14 protein-coding genes and 1 pseudogene are annotated in these 17208 nt (G+C 70.7%); 6 read left to right on the forward strand and 9 right to left on the reverse strand.

Features of this window, described 5'->3' with window-relative positions:
• Positions 1-2 precede the first annotated feature (2 nt).
• Complete coding sequence (locus ACYUD3_RS29510) at positions 3-740, forward strand: FAD:protein FMN transferase (protein ID WP_470976241.1); 738 nt, start codon at positions 3-5, stop codon at positions 738-740.
• 560 nt (positions 741-1300) lie between these two features.
• On the opposite strand, the gene ACYUD3_RS29515 is transcribed toward ACYUD3_RS29510, so the two are convergent.
• The 6 genes from ACYUD3_RS29515 to ACYUD3_RS29540 form a co-directional block, all read right to left on the reverse strand.
• Positions 1301-1852 (reverse strand): arginine repressor, encoded by a 552-nt coding sequence (locus ACYUD3_RS29515; RefSeq protein WP_470976244.1) that lies wholly within the window; start codon positions 1850-1852, stop codon positions 1301-1303.
• Between the two features lie 7 nt (positions 1853-1859).
• Entirely contained in the window at positions 1860-3056 is a 1197-nt protein-coding gene (locus tag ACYUD3_RS29520; RefSeq protein ID WP_470976247.1) for an acetylornithine transaminase, read from the reverse strand.
• A complete protein-coding gene (gene argB, locus ACYUD3_RS29525) occupies positions 3053-3961 on the reverse strand; it encodes an acetylglutamate kinase (RefSeq protein WP_470976250.1) in 909 nt (302 codons plus the stop codon). The genes ACYUD3_RS29520 and argB overlap by 4 nt, the downstream gene beginning before the upstream one ends.
• Positions 3958-5109: a bifunctional glutamate N-acetyltransferase/amino-acid acetyltransferase ArgJ gene (gene argJ / locus ACYUD3_RS29530; protein ID WP_470976253.1), complete on the reverse strand. Its 1152-nt coding sequence runs from the start codon at positions 5107-5109 to the stop codon at positions 3958-3960. The genes argB and argJ overlap by 4 nt, the downstream gene beginning before the upstream one ends.
• The gene (argC, locus tag ACYUD3_RS29535; RefSeq protein WP_470976255.1) at positions 5106-6137 is read right to left on the reverse strand and encodes an N-acetyl-gamma-glutamyl-phosphate reductase; all 1032 of its coding nucleotides are present in this window, start codon (positions 6135-6137) and stop codon (positions 5106-5108) included. Before argC ends, argJ begins: the two co-directional genes overlap by 4 nt.
• Before the next feature lie 87 nt (positions 6138-6224).
• Positions 6225-8822, reverse strand: coding sequence for a YfhO family protein (locus ACYUD3_RS29540; protein WP_470976257.1), 2598 nt, complete (start codon positions 8820-8822; stop codon positions 6225-6227).
• Positions 8823-9141: 319 nt separating this feature from the next.
• Between ACYUD3_RS29540 and ACYUD3_RS29545 the strand changes: the two are divergent.
• Positions 9142-9437: pseudogene (locus ACYUD3_RS29545) on the forward strand (VOC family protein).
• A 51-nt stretch (positions 9438-9488) separates the two neighbouring features.
• Positions 9489-10001, forward strand: a complete 513-nt coding sequence (locus ACYUD3_RS29550; protein WP_470976260.1) for a carboxymuconolactone decarboxylase family protein — start codon at positions 9489-9491, stop codon at positions 9999-10001.
• On the opposite strand, the gene ACYUD3_RS29555 is transcribed toward ACYUD3_RS29550, so the two are convergent.
• On the reverse strand, positions 9988-12483 hold the full coding sequence (locus ACYUD3_RS29555; protein WP_470976263.1) for an alpha-L-arabinofuranosidase C-terminal domain-containing protein: 2496 nt from the start codon (positions 12481-12483) through the stop codon (positions 9988-9990). The genes ACYUD3_RS29550 and ACYUD3_RS29555 overlap by 14 nt on opposite strands.
• A 159-nt stretch (positions 12484-12642) precedes the next feature.
• Between ACYUD3_RS29555 and ACYUD3_RS29560 the strand changes: the two genes are divergently transcribed.
• Entirely contained in the window at positions 12643-13137 is a 495-nt protein-coding gene (locus tag ACYUD3_RS29560; protein WP_470976266.1) for a DUF6314 family protein, read from the forward strand.
• A gap of 187 nt (positions 13138-13324) precedes the next feature.
• On the opposite strand, the gene ACYUD3_RS29565 is transcribed toward ACYUD3_RS29560, so the two are convergent.
• Together ACYUD3_RS29565 and ACYUD3_RS29570 are read right to left on the reverse strand one after the other, a co-directional pair.
• On the reverse strand, positions 13325-13825 hold the full coding sequence (locus ACYUD3_RS29565) for a GNAT family N-acetyltransferase (RefSeq protein ID WP_470976269.1): 501 nt from the start codon (positions 13823-13825) through the stop codon (positions 13325-13327).
• A gap of 418 nt (positions 13826-14243) precedes the next feature.
• Complete coding sequence (locus ACYUD3_RS29570) at positions 14244-15680, reverse strand: aminotransferase-like domain-containing protein (protein ID WP_470976272.1); 1437 nt, start codon at positions 15678-15680, stop codon at positions 14244-14246.
• Between ACYUD3_RS29570 and ACYUD3_RS29575 the strand changes: the two genes are divergently transcribed.
• The gene (locus ACYUD3_RS29575) at positions 15679-16620 is read left to right on the forward strand and encodes a DMT family transporter (protein WP_470976276.1); all 942 of its coding nucleotides are present in this window, start codon (positions 15679-15681) and stop codon (positions 16618-16620) included. The genes ACYUD3_RS29570 and ACYUD3_RS29575 overlap by 2 nt on opposite strands.
• A 316-nt stretch (positions 16621-16936) precedes the next feature.
• Complete coding sequence (locus tag ACYUD3_RS29580; RefSeq protein WP_470976278.1) at positions 16937-17128, forward strand: DUF1918 domain-containing protein; 192 nt, start codon at positions 16937-16939, stop codon at positions 17126-17128.
• The last annotated feature ends 80 nt before the right edge of the window (positions 17129-17208 follow it).

Raw genomic sequence — 17208 nt, forward strand, 5'->3', positions numbered from 1 at the left:
TCATGGGGACGGTCTTCTCCTTCGACGTCCGCGGCGGGGAACCACCCCTGATTCAGGCCGCGTTGGCGGAGGCGGTGGCGTATCTCCACAGAATGGACGCGGTGTTCAGCACGTACCGCGACGACAGCGACGTATCGAGGCTGGCCGGCGGAGAGTTGACGCTGGAGCAGTGCGCGCCAGAGATGGCGGAGGTCCTGCAACTAGGGGTTGAGGCAGAGCAGTTGAGCAAGGGCTGGTTCAGCACCCGCTACGAGGGCCGCCTGGACCCGACCGGAATAGTGAAGGGCTGGTCGACGGAGAAGGCGGCCCGCATGTTGGCGGCAGCCGGCGCAACGGGCGTCAGCGTGAACGGCGGCGGAGACGTACAACTCTTGGGCACCCCAGGCCCGGACCGCCCCTGGCGGGTAGGCGTCTCGGACCCACTCCGCCCGGGCGGCTTGGCGGCGGTGATATCGGCGGCGGGCGAGGAAGAGTTGGCGGTAGCAACGTCGGGAACGACGGAACGAGGCGCCCACATAGTAGACCCGCGCACAGGCAAGTCAGCGGTGACGGACTTGGTGGCGGTAACGGTAGTCTCCCCCCACCTGACCTGGGCAGACTGCTGGGCGACAGCAGCGTTCGCGATGGGTTCGAGGGAGGGCCTGACGTGGCTGGAGTCGCTGCCCGGGGTGGAGGCTTTACTGATCACGGCGGGGGATGAGGTGAGGTGTACGGGGGGCTTGGCGGGGAGACTGGGCTGAGGCGGGGGCAGGGGCACGGGGTCACTGGGCAAGCAAGGGCGCGGGGGCTACGGCAGAGTCAGGCGTGCGGGGCTGGGGAGGCCAGGGGCGCAGGACTGGGCAAACCAGGGGCGCGGGAGGCTGGGGCGAGCCAAAAGCGCAGAGGCTGGGGCGAGTCAGGCACGCAGCGGGCTGGGGCGAGCCAGACGCGCGGGAACTGAGCAAGCCAGGCGCGCGGGAGGCTGAGGCGAGCCGAAGACGCAGGGGCTGGGGTGAGTCAGGCACGCAGCGGGCTGGGGCGAGCCAGGGGCGCGGGACTGAGAAGTCGGCGCGGGGGCTGGGCGAATCAGGGGCGCAGGGGCGGGCAAGCCAACGGCGCGCGGGGCTAGGGAAACTTGGCGGCAGGGGCCGACATTTTTAGGGGCGCGGGGAACTGCGCATTGGGGGCGCGGGGAACTGCGCGAATAGGGGCGCGGGGAACTGCGCAAGGGGGTCAAGGGGCGCAGCCCCTTAAGGGGCGCGGGGAACTGCGCGACCAGCCACGACGGCGCCGCACCCGGCAACGCCCCGCACCACCCCCTTCAGACCCCGTTCTGCGCCAACCGCAACAAATGATCGGCCAACGCCTGCCCCCCCGTAGCCTCCCGGCTGATCAGCATCACCGTGTCATCCCCGGCAATCGTCCCCAAGATGTCGTGCAGCTCAGCCTGATCGATCGCCGAGGCCAAGAACTGCGCAGCCCCCGGCGGCGTACGCAACACCACCAGATTCGCCGAAGCCTCCGCCGAGATCAGCAACTCCTGCGACAACCGCCGCATCCGCTCTTCCTTGGCCGACTCCCCGAGCGGCGCCCGAGGCGTACGGAACCCCCCCTCGCTGGGGACCGCGTAGATGAGATCCCCATCGGTGTTGCGGATCTTCACCGCGTTCAGCTCATCGAGATCCCGGGACAACGTCGCTTGGGTGACACTCAACCCATCGTCGGCCAACAACTTCGCCAGCTGACTCTGCGACCGCACCGGCTGCCGATTGAGGATGTCCACGATCCGCCGATGCCGCGCAGTCCGCGTCTGCGGCACGGCCTGCCCCGCCCCGGCCCCCGCCGCCCCCTCGTCGTACCGCGCCTCACTCATCGTCGTCTCATTCCCCGGACTCGTCCCCGTTCGCTGCGTCGAGGATGCCGGGCAGCACCCGGAGGAACGCCTCCGCCTCGTCGTCCCGCAGATTCAGCGGCGGCATGAGCCGTACGACGTCGGCGGCGGGCGCGTTCACCAGGACGCCGGCCTCCTGAGCCGCCTGCTGGACCTTCGCGGCAAGAGGCTCGGTGAGCACGATACCCAGGAGCAGGCCCGCACCCCGGACATAATCGATCAACGGATGCCCGAGCGCCTCGACCCCGGACCGCAGCCGCTCGCTCTGCGCCTTGACGTTCTCGAGGAGGGATTCGTTCTCGATGGTGTCGACGACGGCGATCCCGGCGGCGCAGGCGATGGGGTTGCCGCCGAAGGTCGTGCCGTGCTGACCGGGCTGAAGCAACTCCGCCGCGCGGCCGAAAGCCACCGTCGCGCCGAGCGGAAGCCCGCCGCCGAGCCCCTTGGCGAGCGTCACGACGTCCGGCAGGACCCCTTCGTGCGCCTGGTACTCGAACCAGTGCCCGGTGCGCCCGACGCCGGTCTGGACCTCGTCCAGCACCAGCAGCGCCCCCGTGGCGGCGGTGATCGCGCGCGCCGCCTTCAGGTAGCCGGCCGGCGGCACCACGACGCCGTTCTCGCCCTGCACCGGTTCGATGATGACGAGCGCGGTGTTCTCGGTGACGGCCGCCGCGAGGGCCTGCGCGTCGCCGTAGGGGACGTGGGTGACGTCGCCGGGCAGCGGGTGGAAGCCGTCCTGCTTGCCGGCCTGCCCGGTGAGCGAGAGCGCGCCCATCGTGCGGCCGTGGAAGCCGCCGGTGGTGGCGACCATGTGCGAACGCCCGGTCAGCCGGCCGATCTTGAAGGCGCCCTCGTTGGCCTCGGCGCCGGAGTTGCAGAAGAAGACCTTGCCGTCGCGGCCGAAGCGGGCGAGGAGCCGTTCGGCGAGGGCGACGGGGGGTTCGGCGACGAAGAGGTTGGAGACCTGGCCGAGGGTGGACACCTGGCGGGTGACGGCCTCGACGACGGCCGGGTGGGCGTGCCCGAGCGCGTTGACGGCGATGCCGCCGATGAAGTCGAGGTACTCGTTGCCGTCGGCGTCCCACACCTTGGCGCCGGCGCCGCGCACGAGGGGCAGGCGGGGGGTGCCGTAGTTGTTCATCAGGGCGCCCTGCCAGCGGGCGGTGAGTTCCTGATTGGCCGTCATTTCGCGTCCCCCTCCTGCGGATCGGGCACGACCATCGTCCCGATCCCGTCGTTCGTGAAGATCTCCAGCAGGATCGAGTGCTGGACCCGGCCGTCGATGACGCGCGCGGTGGTCACCCCGCCGCGCACGGCGTGCAGGCAGCCCTCCATCTTGGGCACCATGCCGGAGCTGAGGTCCGGCAGCAGCTTCTCCAGCTGGGAGGCGGTGAGGCGGCTGATCACCTCGTCGCTGCCCGGCCAGTCCTCGTAGAGTCCCTCGACGTCGGTGAGGACCATGAGGGTCTCGGCGCCCAGTGCCGCAGCGAGTGCCGCAGCAGCCGTATCAGCATTGACGTTGTAGACATGTCCGTCGTCCTGGCTGCGGGCGATCGACGAGACGACCGGGATACGGCCGTCCGCGAGCAGCGCCTCGAGGGCGCCGGTGTCGATCGCGGTGATCTCACCGACCCGCCCGATGTCGACCAACTGGCCGTCTATCTCGGGCTGGTGCTTGGTGGCGGTGATGGTGTGCGCGTCCTCGCCGGTGATCCCGACGGCGAGCGGCCCGTGCTGATTGATCAGCCCGACCAGCTCCCGCTGCACCTGCCCGGCAAGCACCATGCGCACGACGTCCATGGCGTCCTCGGTGGTGACGCGCAGGCCGGCCTTGAACTCGCTGGCGATGCCGTTCTTCTCGAGCGCCGCGTTGATCTGGGGGCCGCCGCCGTGCACGACGACAGGCCTGAGGCCGGCGTGGTGAAGGAAGACGACGTCCTGGGCGAACGCGGACTTGAGGTCGTCGTCGATCATGGCGTTGCCGCCGAACTTGATGACGATCGTCTTGCCGTGGTGGCGGGTGAGCCAGGGCAGTGCCTCGATGAGGATCTCCGCCTTCGGCAGGGCCTTGTGCTTACGAGTCTCGGTCATGAGGAGTACGCGCTGTTCTCGTGGACGTAGTCGGCGGTGAGGTCGTTGGTCCAGATGGTGGCGGCCCGCGTGCCGGCGTTGAGGTCGGCGACGATGTGCACCTCGCGGTAGCGCATGTCGACCAGTTCGCGGTCCTCGCCGACGCCGCCGTTCTTGCAGACCCACACGCCGTTGATGGCGACGTTCAGCTGGTCCGGTTCGAAGGCGGCTTTGGTGGTGCCGATCGCGGACAGGACGCGGCCCCAGTTGGGGTCCTCGCCGTGGATCGCGCACTTGAGGAGGTTGTTGCGGGCGATGGAGCGGCCGACCTCGACGGCGTCGTCCTCGCTCGCGGCGTTCACGACCTCGACCTTGATGTCCTTGCTCGCGCCCTCCGCGTCCCGGATGAGCTGCTGGCCGAGGTCGTCGCAGACCTGGCGGACGGCTTCGGCGAACTCGGCGTACTCCGGGGTGACTTCGGCGGCGCCGGAGGCGAGGAGGAGGACGGTGTCGTTGGTGGACATGCAGCCGTCGGAGTCGACACGGTCGAAGGTGACCCGGGTCGCGTCGCGAAGTGCCTTGTCCAGCACGTCACTTGAGACGTCGGCGTCGGTGGTGACGACGACGAGCATGGTCGCGAGGCCGGGGGCGAGCATGCCCGCGCCCTTGGCCATCCCGCCGACGCTCCAGCCGTCCCGCTGGACGACCGCCGTCTTGTGGACGGTGTCGGTGGTCTTGATGGCGATGGCGGCCTTCTCACCGCCGTGCTCGGACAGTTGGCCGGCGGCCGTCTCGACTCCGGTCAGCAGCTTGTCCATCGGGAGGAGGACGCCGATGAGTCCGGTGGAGCAGACGGCGACCTCGCCCGCCCCGATCTCCAGCACCTCGGCGACCTTCTCGGCCGTCGCGTGGGTGTCCTGGAAGCCCTTGGGGCCCGTACAGGCATTGGCGCCGCCCGAGTTGAGCACGACGGCCGTCAACTCGCCGGTCTTGAGGACCTGTTCGGACCACAGCACCGGCGCGGCCTTCACCCGGTTGGAGGTGAAGACCCCGGCGGCGGCTCTGCGGGGTCCGGTGTTGACCACGAGGGCCAGGTCCGGGTTCCCGCTGTCCTTGATGCCGGCGGCGATACCCGCCGCCGTGAATCCTTTGGCTACCGTGACACTCACGGCGCGACTCCGATCGTCGAAAGCCCCGTCGACTCGTCGAACCCGAGGGCGAGGTTCATGCTCTGGACGGCACCGCCGGCGGTGCCCTTGGTCAGGTTGTCGATGGCGCTGATCGCGATGATCCGCCCCACGGCCGCGTCGTAAGTGACCTGCACCTGGACGGCGTTGGAACCCTGGACGGACGCCGTGGCCGGCCACTGCCCCTCGGGCAGCAGGCGGACGAACGGCTCGTCGGCGAACGCCTTCTCGTACGCGGCCCGGACCGCCTCCGCCGTGACCCCGGGTTTCGCCTGGGCGCTGCACGTGGCGAGGATGCCGCGCGGCATGGGCGCGAGGGTCGGTGTGAAGGAGACGGCGACCGGTTCGCCGCCGGCCGCCTCGGTGAGGTTCTGGATCATCTCGGGCGTGTGCCGGTGCCCGCCGCCGACGCCGTACGGGGACATGGAGCCCATGACCTCGCTGCCCAGCAGGTGCGGCTTGGCGGCCTTGCCCGCGCCGGAGGTGCCGGAGGAGGCGACGATCACCGCCTGGTGCTCGGCGAGCCCGGCGGCGTAGGCCGGGAAGAGGGCGAGGGAGACGGCCGTCGGGTAGCAGCCGGGTACCGCGATGCGCTTGGACCCCTCCAGCGCGGCGCGGGCACCCGGCAGTTCGGGGAGGCCGTAGGGCCAGGTGCCGGCGTGCGGGGAGCCGTAGAACCGCTCCCAGTCGCCCGCGTCCTTCAGCCGGAAGTCGGCGCCCATGTCGACGACGAGGACGTCCGGGCCGAGCTGTTCGGCGACGGCGGCGGACTGTCCGTGGGGCAGCGCGAGGAACACGACGTCGTGCCCGGCGAGCACCTCGGCGGTCGTCTCCTGAAGCACCCGGCCGGCCAGCGGCAGGAGATGCGGCTGGAGCGCGCCGAGCCGCTGGCCCGCGTTGGAGTTGCCGGTCAGGGCACCGATCTCGACCTCGGGGTGCGCGAGGAGCAGCCGCAGGAGTTCTCCGCCCGCGTAACCGCTCGCACCGGCCACCGCCGCACGTACCGCCATGTCACCCTCCTCCTGGATGGCATGACTATACGTATCGCTGCACGTTTATGCAACCGACTCGTCCATCCAAGATATTCTTAGGTAAGCCTAAGCTTTCTGGAGAGAGTTTTCGGCCAGAAGAGGACCGGCCCCGGACACCTCCCCGTTCCCCCGCCGTCCCCGCACCCGCAGCCACACCGCCATCAGCACGAGCCCGAGCAGCGAGGCGCCCCCGGCGGCCAGCCCCGCCTTCAGCCCCGGCGTGTGGAACGTGCAGGTCAGGCTGGTGGATTTGCCGTCGAGCGGGACGGCGAGGAGGCCGTAGTACTGGGCGGCGGGCTTCGCCGATCCACCGCCCGCCGCGCAGCGCCAGCCCGCGATGCGGGGCGCGGCGATCACGGCTGTGCCCGTGGACCCGGCGGGCAGCTCGGCCTTGAGGGTGCCGTCGGAGACGGTGACCTTGGTGGCTCCGGTGGCCTTCAGTTCCTTCACGGTCTCTTGCAGCTTGGCCGGATCCAGGCAGCCGACCGCGCGGTCGGGGACGAAGCTCCAGGTGTTCGGCGCGAGGTCGATCCGCAGCTTCCCGGACGCCGGGACGTGCCCGAGCCGGGCCATCGCGGCGATCTTCGTGCCGGTGTCGGAGCGGTAGCGGCCGATGAGGTCGGAGCCGGCGAGCTTCGCGGTGCCCGCGTAGTACGGCATCCAGAGGTAGACCTCGTCGCCCGCCGGGCAGCTCGCGGTGACCGTCGTGCGGTGGCGGCCGATGTAGAGGCCGGGCCGGACCCTGCTGTGGCCGAAAGTCGTCCCGTCGCCGGACCGCACGGTCAGCCTCGGCTGCGTGTACACCCGCGCGCCGAGCAGGAGTTCCTGGTTGCGGTAGGGGTCGGCGCCGAAGCCGTCGACGGATTCGGGGCCGCCGGACCGCACGGTCACCAGCGGCGGCACCTCCTGCCGGGTGACCCGCTCGCCGGTCCCGTCCTGCGGGAACCAGTTCTGGTGCGGGTCCGGCGGCGAGTGCACGCGCGCGCCGATCGAGAAGACCGTGTCGGTGACGGCGTTGTCGAGCGACTGGATGTTGCGCCCGGCGGACGTCCACCCGTCCCCGAGCGCGGTCATCATCCGGTACAGGACGTCCGAGGTGTGACTGCTGTAGTACTGGGCGCCCTGGCCGCGTACGACCATCGGATCGTTGCCGACGGTCATCTCCCGCCCCGGGTCGGTCCGGTACACGGGCCAGTCGGAGGCGCTCGCGACCGCCTCCGACTGGGCCTGCTGCCGGTTCCCCCACGGCGCGTAGTCATCAAGATGAGCGAGCCGCAGCCGCGTGTTGACGGCGGTGGTCCCGGCGGCCTCCCCGACCTGCACGGCGACGAGCAGCGCAACGGCGAACGCCACCCGGGTCTGCCTGCGCAGCAGCAGGAACGCGGCGAGCACACAGACGGCGACGAACGCGAGGATCGGCAGCACGAAGGGCCGTACGAGGACGCTGCGGCTCGCGCCGGCCGCCATGAGGACGAGGACCGCCGTGGCCGCGCCGAACGCGCGCAGGTCCGGGACGCCGTACGACAGCGCGTGCCACGCCCCGATCACCAGGAACGCGCACAGCACGAACGCCTCGCGGTAGCCGCTGCCTTGGGGGGTGGTGAACGCGTGCCACGCGAGCTGCGTCGGGGGCCACTGCATCGACAGGAACATCACGGCGGCCAGCGCGGGCCAGCCGATCCGGACGTTCAGCGGGGCCTTGCGGTGGAAGGGGAGGGCGAGGGCGAGCAGCAGGGCGGTCGTACCGACGTAGAGCCCCGGCGTGCCGAAGCCGTACGTGGTCGGCATGAGCCGCGCGAGGACGTCCTCGCTGTCCGAGGGGACGAACCCTTTGAAGCGCCCCGGGGAGGCGTGCTTGGTCCCGAAGTAGATGACGGCGATGAGGGGCGCGGCCAGGCCCATGCCGAGGACGACGGTCAGGGCGGAGCGGGCGAGGGTGGCGAGGGTGTCCCGGCGGGAGGGCCTGGCGAGGATCAGCCGGAGGACGAGGAACAGGACGGCTCCGCCGGTGGCCATGTACGCGGTGTAGAAGTTGGCCCACCAGGCGAGGGCGACGAGGAGGACGGCGGTGACCCGGTGCCTGTTGTCGCGCAGCCACTCCGCGACCAGGCACAGCATCGGCAGCGCGATCAGTCCGTCCAGCCACATCATGTTGTACGCGGCGTCGGCGACGCTCCAGCCGCACAGCGCGTACGACATGCCCAGCAGGGCGGCGGTCCAGCGGTGTCCCGGGCGCAGGGTGAGGAGCAGGAACGCCATCACTGCGGCCGCCGTCGCCGTCTTGAGGGCGGTGATGACGTACACGGCCAGGTCGATCTCGTCGCGCGGGAAGAGGGCGACCAGGAGGGCGAAGGGGCTGCTGACGTACGTCCCGTAATCGGGGAGGAAACTCGCGCCGAATCCGGACTGCCAGTTGAGGAGGAGTCCGCCGCTCGACTTTCCGTGGATCAGGTCCCAGAGGTGGGAGTGCATGGGGACGTACTGGTTGCCGAGGTCGTTCGTGTCGCGGGTATTGGGGCCGAACGGGAAACTTCTCGCGATCACGTCGGACGCGCCGAACGCGAGCAGTGTGAGCAGCGCGGCGAGGCCGGCTGCGGCTGCCCTCGGGCTGACTTGACGAGGCACTTCAAGCCCCGCGAGCCGCGTACGGATGGTCGATTCCACGCCTGCCCCTGTTTCCTCGGATCGTCATTCCCCGACACTCATTTTCTCCGGATCAGACGGCCGCACCTTCCATTTGGTTGTGCATTTATGAAAAAGTGACGGAAGAAGTTCGGGGGATTCTGGACCTCTTTATCAGAGGCAATTAACGGCGGGGAAACGGGGAGGGGTGGAGGGGTGAGTTCCGGATGAATTGACTTGCGCGGGGGCGGGACGGGCGGCTAAGTTCCGGCGCATGAACACCGGACCGGCGCTCGGGCGCCACACACGGATCGGCGACCCGGTGGGTAGCTGATCCCGGCCCGTCTCTTTCAACCACACCATCATCGCGGCCAAGAACCGCGAAGAGTCCGCCCGGTTCTTCCGTGAGCTGCTGGAACTTCCCGAGGCTCCCTCCTGGGGCCCTTCGTCAACGTCATGCAGCACTACGCGTTCCTCGTCGACGACGCGCTGTTCGAGCGGGCGTACCGGCGGCTGTGCGAGGGGGGTGTCACCCACTGGGCCGACCCTCAGATGACCCGGCCCGGTGAGACGAACTCCGGGCATGGCGGGCGGGGGGTCTACTTCAAGGATCCGGCGGGGCACGCGATCGAGCTGATCACCCGGCCCTATCTGTAGGCGCGCGCCGGAGTTGCGTTGGAGTGCGCTTCAGCTTCTAGCGTCTCCGGCATGAGCAACGGGACGAGAAGTGAGAGCACCGGCCGGGACGAGCGGTTCGCTCGGGGGCTTGCGGTGTTGCGGGCCGTCGACGGGGAGGCGGGGCAGCGGGTCATCGACTCGTTGGCCGACATCAGCCCGGAGCTGGGGCATCAGGTCGTCGCCTGGGGGTTCGGGGAGATCTACAGCCGCCCCGAACTCGCGCCGCGCGACCGGCAGTTGGTCACCCTCGGGATGCTCACCGCGCTGGGCGGCTGCGAGCCTCAGCTGGAGGTGCACATCAACGCGGCCCTCAATGTGGGGCTCACGCCCGCGCAGATCGTCGAGGCGCTGCTGCACTCCTCCGGGTACTGCGGGTTTCCCCGGGCGCTGAACGCTACGTTCGTGGCGAAGAAGGTGTTCACGGAACGCGGGCTGCTCCCCCTGCCCCAGGAGGGGTCCCCTTCTCAAGAGGGGTCTCTTTCTCAGGAGGGGTCTCTTTCTCAGGAGGGGGAGCAGCCCGGGGCCTCGGCTACCTCTGTTTGATCCGCAGGAACGTCACCGAGTTCGCCGGGAACGTGTACGTGAACTTCCTCGCCACCCCGGTGAAGGTGGACGCCTGCGGGGCCACCGGAGTCGCCGTCTCCGTGTTCAGCGCGTCGGGGGCGGCCGTCAGAGTCGTCACCTTCGCCCTCGGCCCCACCTTCGCCGTCCCCAGGTCGATCGCGGTACGGGCGGCAGCGGACTGCGCGTTGACGACCTTCACGATCAGCTCCCCGGTCCGCGCGTCCCGCGTCACCACCTGGCGGAACGGCTCGGCCGGCCTGTCGTCGGCGAAGCTGCCCCACTCCTGGCCGTCGAGGAAGAGGGTGACCTGACGGCCCCGGACCTTGACGTCGATGTCGTAGGCGCGGCCCGTCTGCACCGAGCCGGGCTTCGCCAGGAGCGTCGACTTGCCGCCGTCGACGGCCCGTTCGACCGCCGTCTGGGTGTTGTTCCAGCCGCCGACGTTGAACCAGTAGAAGTTTCCGGTGTCCTTGACGCCGAACGCGACGAGGAAGCCTTCCTTGCCGGACTTCTTGGTGGCCTTCGCGTGGAGGTCGTAGTCGTGCCAGGCGGGGTCGCCGGCGCTCACCATCGTGTTCTCGGCGGCGGTGTCGGTCTGGACGTAACTCCCGTCCTGGACCGCCCAGTTGCCGCCGCCTGTGTGGGTCCACTTGGCGGCGTCGCCGGAGAAGTCGTCGTCGAGGAGGGTGCTGCCGTCAGCCGCCGTCACCTTCACGTCGTCGTACGCCGCGCTGGTCGCCCAGGTCGAGAGGCCCACCGCGCCGGTGATCGGGCCCTGCACCGACGGGGTGCCGGTCGCCGTCGAAGGGACCGTGCTGGTGCCGACGTTGGTCATGAAGAGTTTCTGGACCTCGTAGTTGGCGGAGTTCCAGGCGGAGTGGTTGTTGAACCAGATCAGGTCGGGCTGCCACTGGACGTAGTCCTCGTTGGCGAACAGGGGGGCGTAGGAGGCGAGTTGGACGACGTCCGCGTTGCGCTCCAGGCCCGTCATGAAGGCCGCCTCGGACAGGGCGTTCTTGAACGCGTTGCCCCGGGAGGCGTATTCGCCGAGGAAGACCTTGGGGCCGGTGCGGTCGTAGGAGTCGTAGCGGTCGTTGTGCTGGAGGAACCACTGGGGGTCGCGGTAGTAGTGCTCGTCGACCATCGCGACGTCCGCGTCCTTGTTGAGCTTCCACGCCGTGTCGAAGGTGGTGCCGTCGGAGTCCGGGCCGGAGTTCGAAATCACCTGCATGTACGGGTACTTGGCCTCGATGGCGGCCCGGAACTCCGTGAACCGCTCGAAGAACTCGACGGGCAGGTTCTCCTCGTTGCCGACCTCGATGTGGGTGAGGTGGAACGGCTTCGGATGCCCCATCCTGGCGCGCAGCCCGCCCCACTTGGAGGTGACGGGCCCGTTGGCGAACTCCACCAGATCCAGGGCGTCTTGGATGTGCCGCTGGAGGAGCGCGGGGTCGTCGACGGCCTTGTTCTGCCCGCAGCCGGTCACGAGGGCCGGTACGACGGGCAGCGCCATCGCCCCTATGTCCTCGGCGAACCGGAAGTACTCGTAGTAGCCGAGTCCGTAACTCTGGTTGTAGCCCCAGAAGTTGGAGTTCACGGCCCGGGTCTCGACCGGTCCGACGGTGTCCTTCCACTGGTACGACCGCGCCCGCTGCCACCCGGACGCCTCGCTGTAGTCCTGCATGGAACCGGTGTTGACGAGACAGCCGCCGGGGAAGCGCACGAACCCGGGCTTCAGCGCGGCGACCTTCTCGGCCAAGTCCTCGCGCAGACCGTTGGGTTCGCCCCGGAAGGTGTCGCGGGGGAACAGCGAGACCATGTCGAGGGCGGCGGCCTCCGCTGAACTGACGCTCAGGCGGCCGGTGTTGGTGGTGCGGTCCGCGACGAAGCCCGCCTTGTACTGCCGCCAGCCGCCCGCGCGTACGGCGATCTCGCGGGCGTCCGCGAGGGGGCCTGCGGCGTCCTGGAGGGTCACCGTGAGCTTGGTGCCGGCCTCGGCTCGCGCCCACACCGAGAAGTCGTACCTCTTGCCCTGCTCGACGTGGATGCCGGTGTTGTAACCGGAGTTGGTGACCGTCGAACCGGGGCCCAGGGAAAGGTAGTTGCGGTTGCGCTCGTTCAGGCGGCCCGCGTCGTCCACGACGTTCGCCGAGCCCGTGACCGTCCATGAGGTCAGCGGGGTGTACGCGCGGTTGTCTGCCGTCGTGTACTCGAAGGAGCGGTTCTGTACGAGTTCTGCGTACAGGCCGCCGTCCGCTGCCCTGTTGATGTCCTCGAAGAAGACGCCGTACATCGTGTCGGCGATCTTTGTGCCCTTGGTGGTGGGGGTGACGGTGAGGGTGTAGTCGGTGACTTCGGCTGCTTGGGCGGGGGCGGGGAGGGCGGCTGTGGCGAGGAGTAGGGCTAGGGCGCCTAGGCCGAGTCTTTGGGGGGTGCGGGGTCTTTGGGGGGTGCGTGACATGGATGCTCCGCAGCTCTGTCGGACGTGGGGGGCGCTCGAGAGGTTCGATATGTCGGACAATGGTCAGCACTTCGAACGGCAACATAGGGAGGGGGTCGATCAGCGTCAATGGTTCGCACAGGAACCTGGGGATCTCCCTGGGAGAAGGGAGGCGCCGGGATGGAGGAGTTCTGGCCGGTTCCGGATGTGCTGGCGTATCTCGCCGGGGAGTGGCGGGTGCGGCGGTCCGTGCGGGATCTCGCTAGCGGGGCGGAGGGGGAGTTCCTCGGGACCACTGTGTTCCGGCCGCTTTCCGGGGGTGGGTTGCTGCATGCGGAATCCGGGGTGTTCACGTGGGAGGGGGTGGCGCGGCCGGCCGAGCGGACGTTGCGGTTTCTGCCGGGGGTGGTGGCGGGGACGGCGGATGTCCGGTTCGGGGACGGGCGGGCGTTTCATGAACTGGATCTGCGGGGTGGGGTGTACGTGGCTGAGCATCCGTGTGCGGCGGATCTGTACCGGGGGGAGTTCTCGGTGCTGGGGGTGGATCGGTGGCGGGTGGTGTGGAGGGTGGGGGGACCGGCCAAGTCGCTTGTGCTGAGTACTGGTTATGTACGGGGCGCTTCGCTGGAGGGGGGTGGTTTCCTGGAGGGGGGCGGTTCCCTGGAGGGGCCGTGACGGGTCGTCGTCCGTCTGCTGCGCCGTCGTGGCTTGTCGCGCAGTTCCCCGCGCCCCTATCGGGGCGCGGCCCGCCGGAGTCGACTCATCGCCCCCCGGCTTCCGGCTTCCGGCTTCCGGCTTCCGGCTTCCGGCTTCCGGCTTCCGGCTTCCGGCTTCCGGCTTCCGGCCAGGAAACCACCTCACCTCACGCCGTCCTACCCCCCGGCTCCGGCAGCGGCTTCGTGTCGAAATACAGCGCCATCCACCGGTCCGGCCGGTCCAGCGGGGCGAAGCCGATCTTCTCGTAGACCCCCTGCGCATCGTGCGTCGCGAGCAGCATCCTGCGTAGGCCCAGCGGCTCCAGCCAGTCCCGTACGGCTGCCACGAACGCCGTTCCGATGCCCTTGCCCCGGGCGTTGGGGGCGACGTACACGTCGCACAGCCACGCGAACGTCGCCCGGTCGGTGACGATGCGCGCGTACGCCACCTGCTCGCCCGAACTCTCCTCGTACACCCCGAAGTTGAGGGACCCGGCGATCGCCTGGTCCTGCTTCTCACGGGGGCGGCCGAGGGCCCAGTAGGCGTCGGTGGACAGCCAGCGGTGGACGCGGGCGGCGTCGATGCGGGCGGGGTCGGCGGAGAACTCATAGCCCTCGACGAGGGGAGGGACGGCGTGCGCGCCGGTCACGTCGGTCGTGTCGCTCATGGAGGGAGACTCGCAGGAGGGGGTGGGGGGAGTCGAACCGGTTTCACGGAGCGGGCGGGACGGCGGGCGGAGCGGGCGGGACGGCCGGACCGGAGCGGGCGGGACAGGCGGGACGGCGGGCGGGACGGGCTGACCGGCGCGGCCAAGCCGACCAGCCGACCAGCCGACCAGCCGACCAGCCGACCAGCGCAGCCAAGCCGACCAGCCTCGCCACGCGGGCGCGACAGCGCTCCGGGCTTCGGAACGGCTCGAGCGGGACCCGAGGATGGGCGCGCAGCGCCCATTCAGGGGCGCGGGGAACTGCGCGACCAGCCACGACGCAGCCGCACCCGCCAACCCACCTCCCCAGGCACCCCACCTCACCGAGCCCCCGCACCCCACCTCCCCGCACACCCCCACCTCCCCCCACACCCCCACCTCACCGAACCCCCCTCACCTCCCCATACGCCCCCCGCAGCCTCCGCACCCCCTCCCCGATCTCCTCCGCCCCCGCCACCGCCGCGAAGCTCAGCCTCATATGCGGCGCCGGAGGTTCCGCGCTGAAGTACGGTGCCCCCGGCGTCAACGCCACCCCCGCCCGCAGTGCCGCCCCCGTCAGCTCCCCCTCGGCCACCGTGTCCGGCAGCCGCAGCCACAAGTGATAGCCCCCGGACGGGATGTGAGGGAGCGTCAGGTCCGGTAGGTCCAGGGCCAGAGCCGCCGTCATCGTGTCCCTCCTCCCCTTCAACTCCACCGCCAGCGCCCGCAGATGACGCGTCCAGGCCGGTGAGCCGAGGAGTTCCAGCGCCGCCTCCTGCAAAGGACGGGGGACGAAGAAGCTGTCGACGATCTGGATCGCGCGCAGGCGTTGGAGCGCGGGGCCCCGGGCGACCAGGGCGGAGACCCGGAAGCTCGGCGACGTCGCCTTGGTCAGCGAGGCGACGTGGACGACGACCCCGTCCTGGTCCTCCGCGATCAGCGGACGCGGCAGCGGGCCGGAGTCGGCGTGCACGAGGCGGCGTACGAAGTCGTCCTCGACCACGAACGCCCCGGCCGCGCGGGCGATCCGCAGCACCTCCGCACGGCGGCCCGGCGCCAGCACCGCACCCGTCGGGTTCTGGAACAGCGGCTGGCAGACGAAGACACGCGCGCCGGTCGCCTTGAACGCGTCGGCCAGCAGCGCGGGCCGCACCCCCTCGGGGTCCACCGGCACCGGCACCGGCCGCAGACCCGCCGCGCGGGCGATCGCCAGCATGCCGGGGTAGGTCGGCGACTCGACCAGGACCGGCGCGCCCGGCGGAGCGAGCGCGCGCAGGGCCGTCGTCAGGGCCGCCTGGCCGCCCGCGCCGATCAGGACCTCCGCCGCCGAGACCCCGAGTCCGCGCGCGAACCACTCCCGCAGCTCCGGCAGCCCCTCCAGCGGCGGCCTCCCCCACGCCCCCGGCCGCCGCGCGGCCCTGGCCAGCGCCGCCGACATCGCCCGCTCGGGCTGGAGCGACGGGTGCAGATAGCCCCCGTTGAACTCGATCACCCCGGGCGGCGGCACCGCCAGCGAGACGGTCACGCCGGAGGCGTCGACGGAGCGGGGGACGAGGTCGGCGGCGCCGTCCGCGCTCAGCGCGACCTCCTGCCACGAGGTGTCGCCGGCCGCCGGGAGCGTCGTCCGGGGATCGGCCTTGTAGGCGCCGGCGCCGGGGCGGGTGATCACCAGGCCCTCTGCGGCGAGCTGGGCCAAGGCGCGGGAGACGGTGACGGGGCTGACGTGGAAGCGGTCCACGAGGGCGCGGCTGGAGGGGAGCTTTCCGCCGGGTGAGTAGCGGTTCAGGTCCCGTCGGAGGGTTTCTGCCAGTTCGGTGACGCTGCTACGCTCGTGCATGAAAGCACAGAGTAGCGCTACTGAACGCGGGCCGATAGCGGTGGACGGCCCCCGCACTCAGCCCGAGCGCAGCCCCGGCCTCTCCCCCCGCCTCGGCACCCTCCAAGCCCTCCTCGGCGTCATCGCCTTCTCCCTCACCTTCCCCTCCACCGCCTGGGGCCTGGAAAGCTTCGGCCCCTGGTCGCTCGTCGCGATCCGGTGCGTCCTCGCGGCGGTCGTCGCCGGCGGCTGTCTGCTGGCGCTGCGCGTCCCCCTCCCCGAGCGGCGGCACTGGGCCGGGATCGCGGTCGTCGCCGGCGGGGTCGTCGTCGGGTTCCCGCTCCTCTCGACGCTCGCCCTGCGCACCTCCTCCACCGCGCACGCCGCCGTCGTCGTCGGGCTGCTGCCGCTGACGACGGCCGTGTTCTCGGCGCTGCGGCTGGGGGCCCGGCCGGGGCGGGCGTTCTGGGGTGCGGCGCTCGCCGGGGCGGTGGCCGTCGGGGCGTTCACCGTGCAGCAGAGCGGCGGGGCGCTGAGCGGGGCCGACCTGTATCTGTTCGGGGCGCTGGTGACGTGCGCCGCCGGGTACACCGAGGGCGGGCGGCTGGCGAAGGAGATGCCGGGGTGGCAGGTCGTCGGGTGGGCGCTGGTGCTGTGTCTGCCGGTGGCCGTGCCGGGGGCGGTGGTGGCGCTGTCGTACGAGGGTGTGCATTTCGGCGTGCACGGGGTCGTCGGGGTGCTGTGGGTCTCGGTGGTGTCGCAGTTCCTGGGGCTGGTGGTCTGGTACCGGGGGATGGCGGCGATCGGCGTCCCCAAGGCCAGCCAGGTGCAGCTCGCCCAGCCGCTGCTCACGCTGGTGTGGTCGGTGCTGCTGCTCGGCGAGCACCTGTCCCCGGCGGCCCCGCTGACGGCCGTCGCGGTCCTGGTCTGCATCACCGTCACCCAACGCGCCCGCGGCTGAGCCGCTCCAGGGTCTGTCCGGCGGATCAGGCTGGCCGACAGCGAACGGCGTCTGACCGGCTTGCGCGAGCGGGGTCTGGTGCGTGCAGCTGCAAGGCGGAGGAGACGCTGACATCTGCCGCTGCCGCGGCGGGCGACGCGGTGGGGGCACCTCCCGGCCGAAGGCTGGGGGACGTCGGCAACCGACGACAACGCCTGGGGGTACCCCCTGCTCGAAGAGCTTGGGGGAGTGCGTGCCAGGGCCCGCGACCCCAGCAGGATCCGCCGGACAGGCCCTAGACTCGAACCGAAGGACCACTCCGGCAGAGGAGGCCCAGATGCACGCGTCCGTGGGCGACCGGCTCGTCCAGCACGGCAGGTCGGTCGGTCTGCACGACCAGGTGTCCGAGGTCGTCGAGGTGCTCGGCCCGGCGGGCGAACCTCCCTACCGGGTCCGCTTCCCCGACGGTCACGAGGCGATCATGTCCCCCGGGCCGGACTGCGTGGTCCGGCACGAGGGAGAGCGCTGAGGCCGAGGGCGGCCCGAGAGACACCGGGCCGCCCTCAGCATCCGCGGGCCCGAGAATCCGCGAGCCCAAGACCCAGCGAA

It is taken from the genome of Streptomyces sp. AMJ-169 (assembly GCF_055597585.1).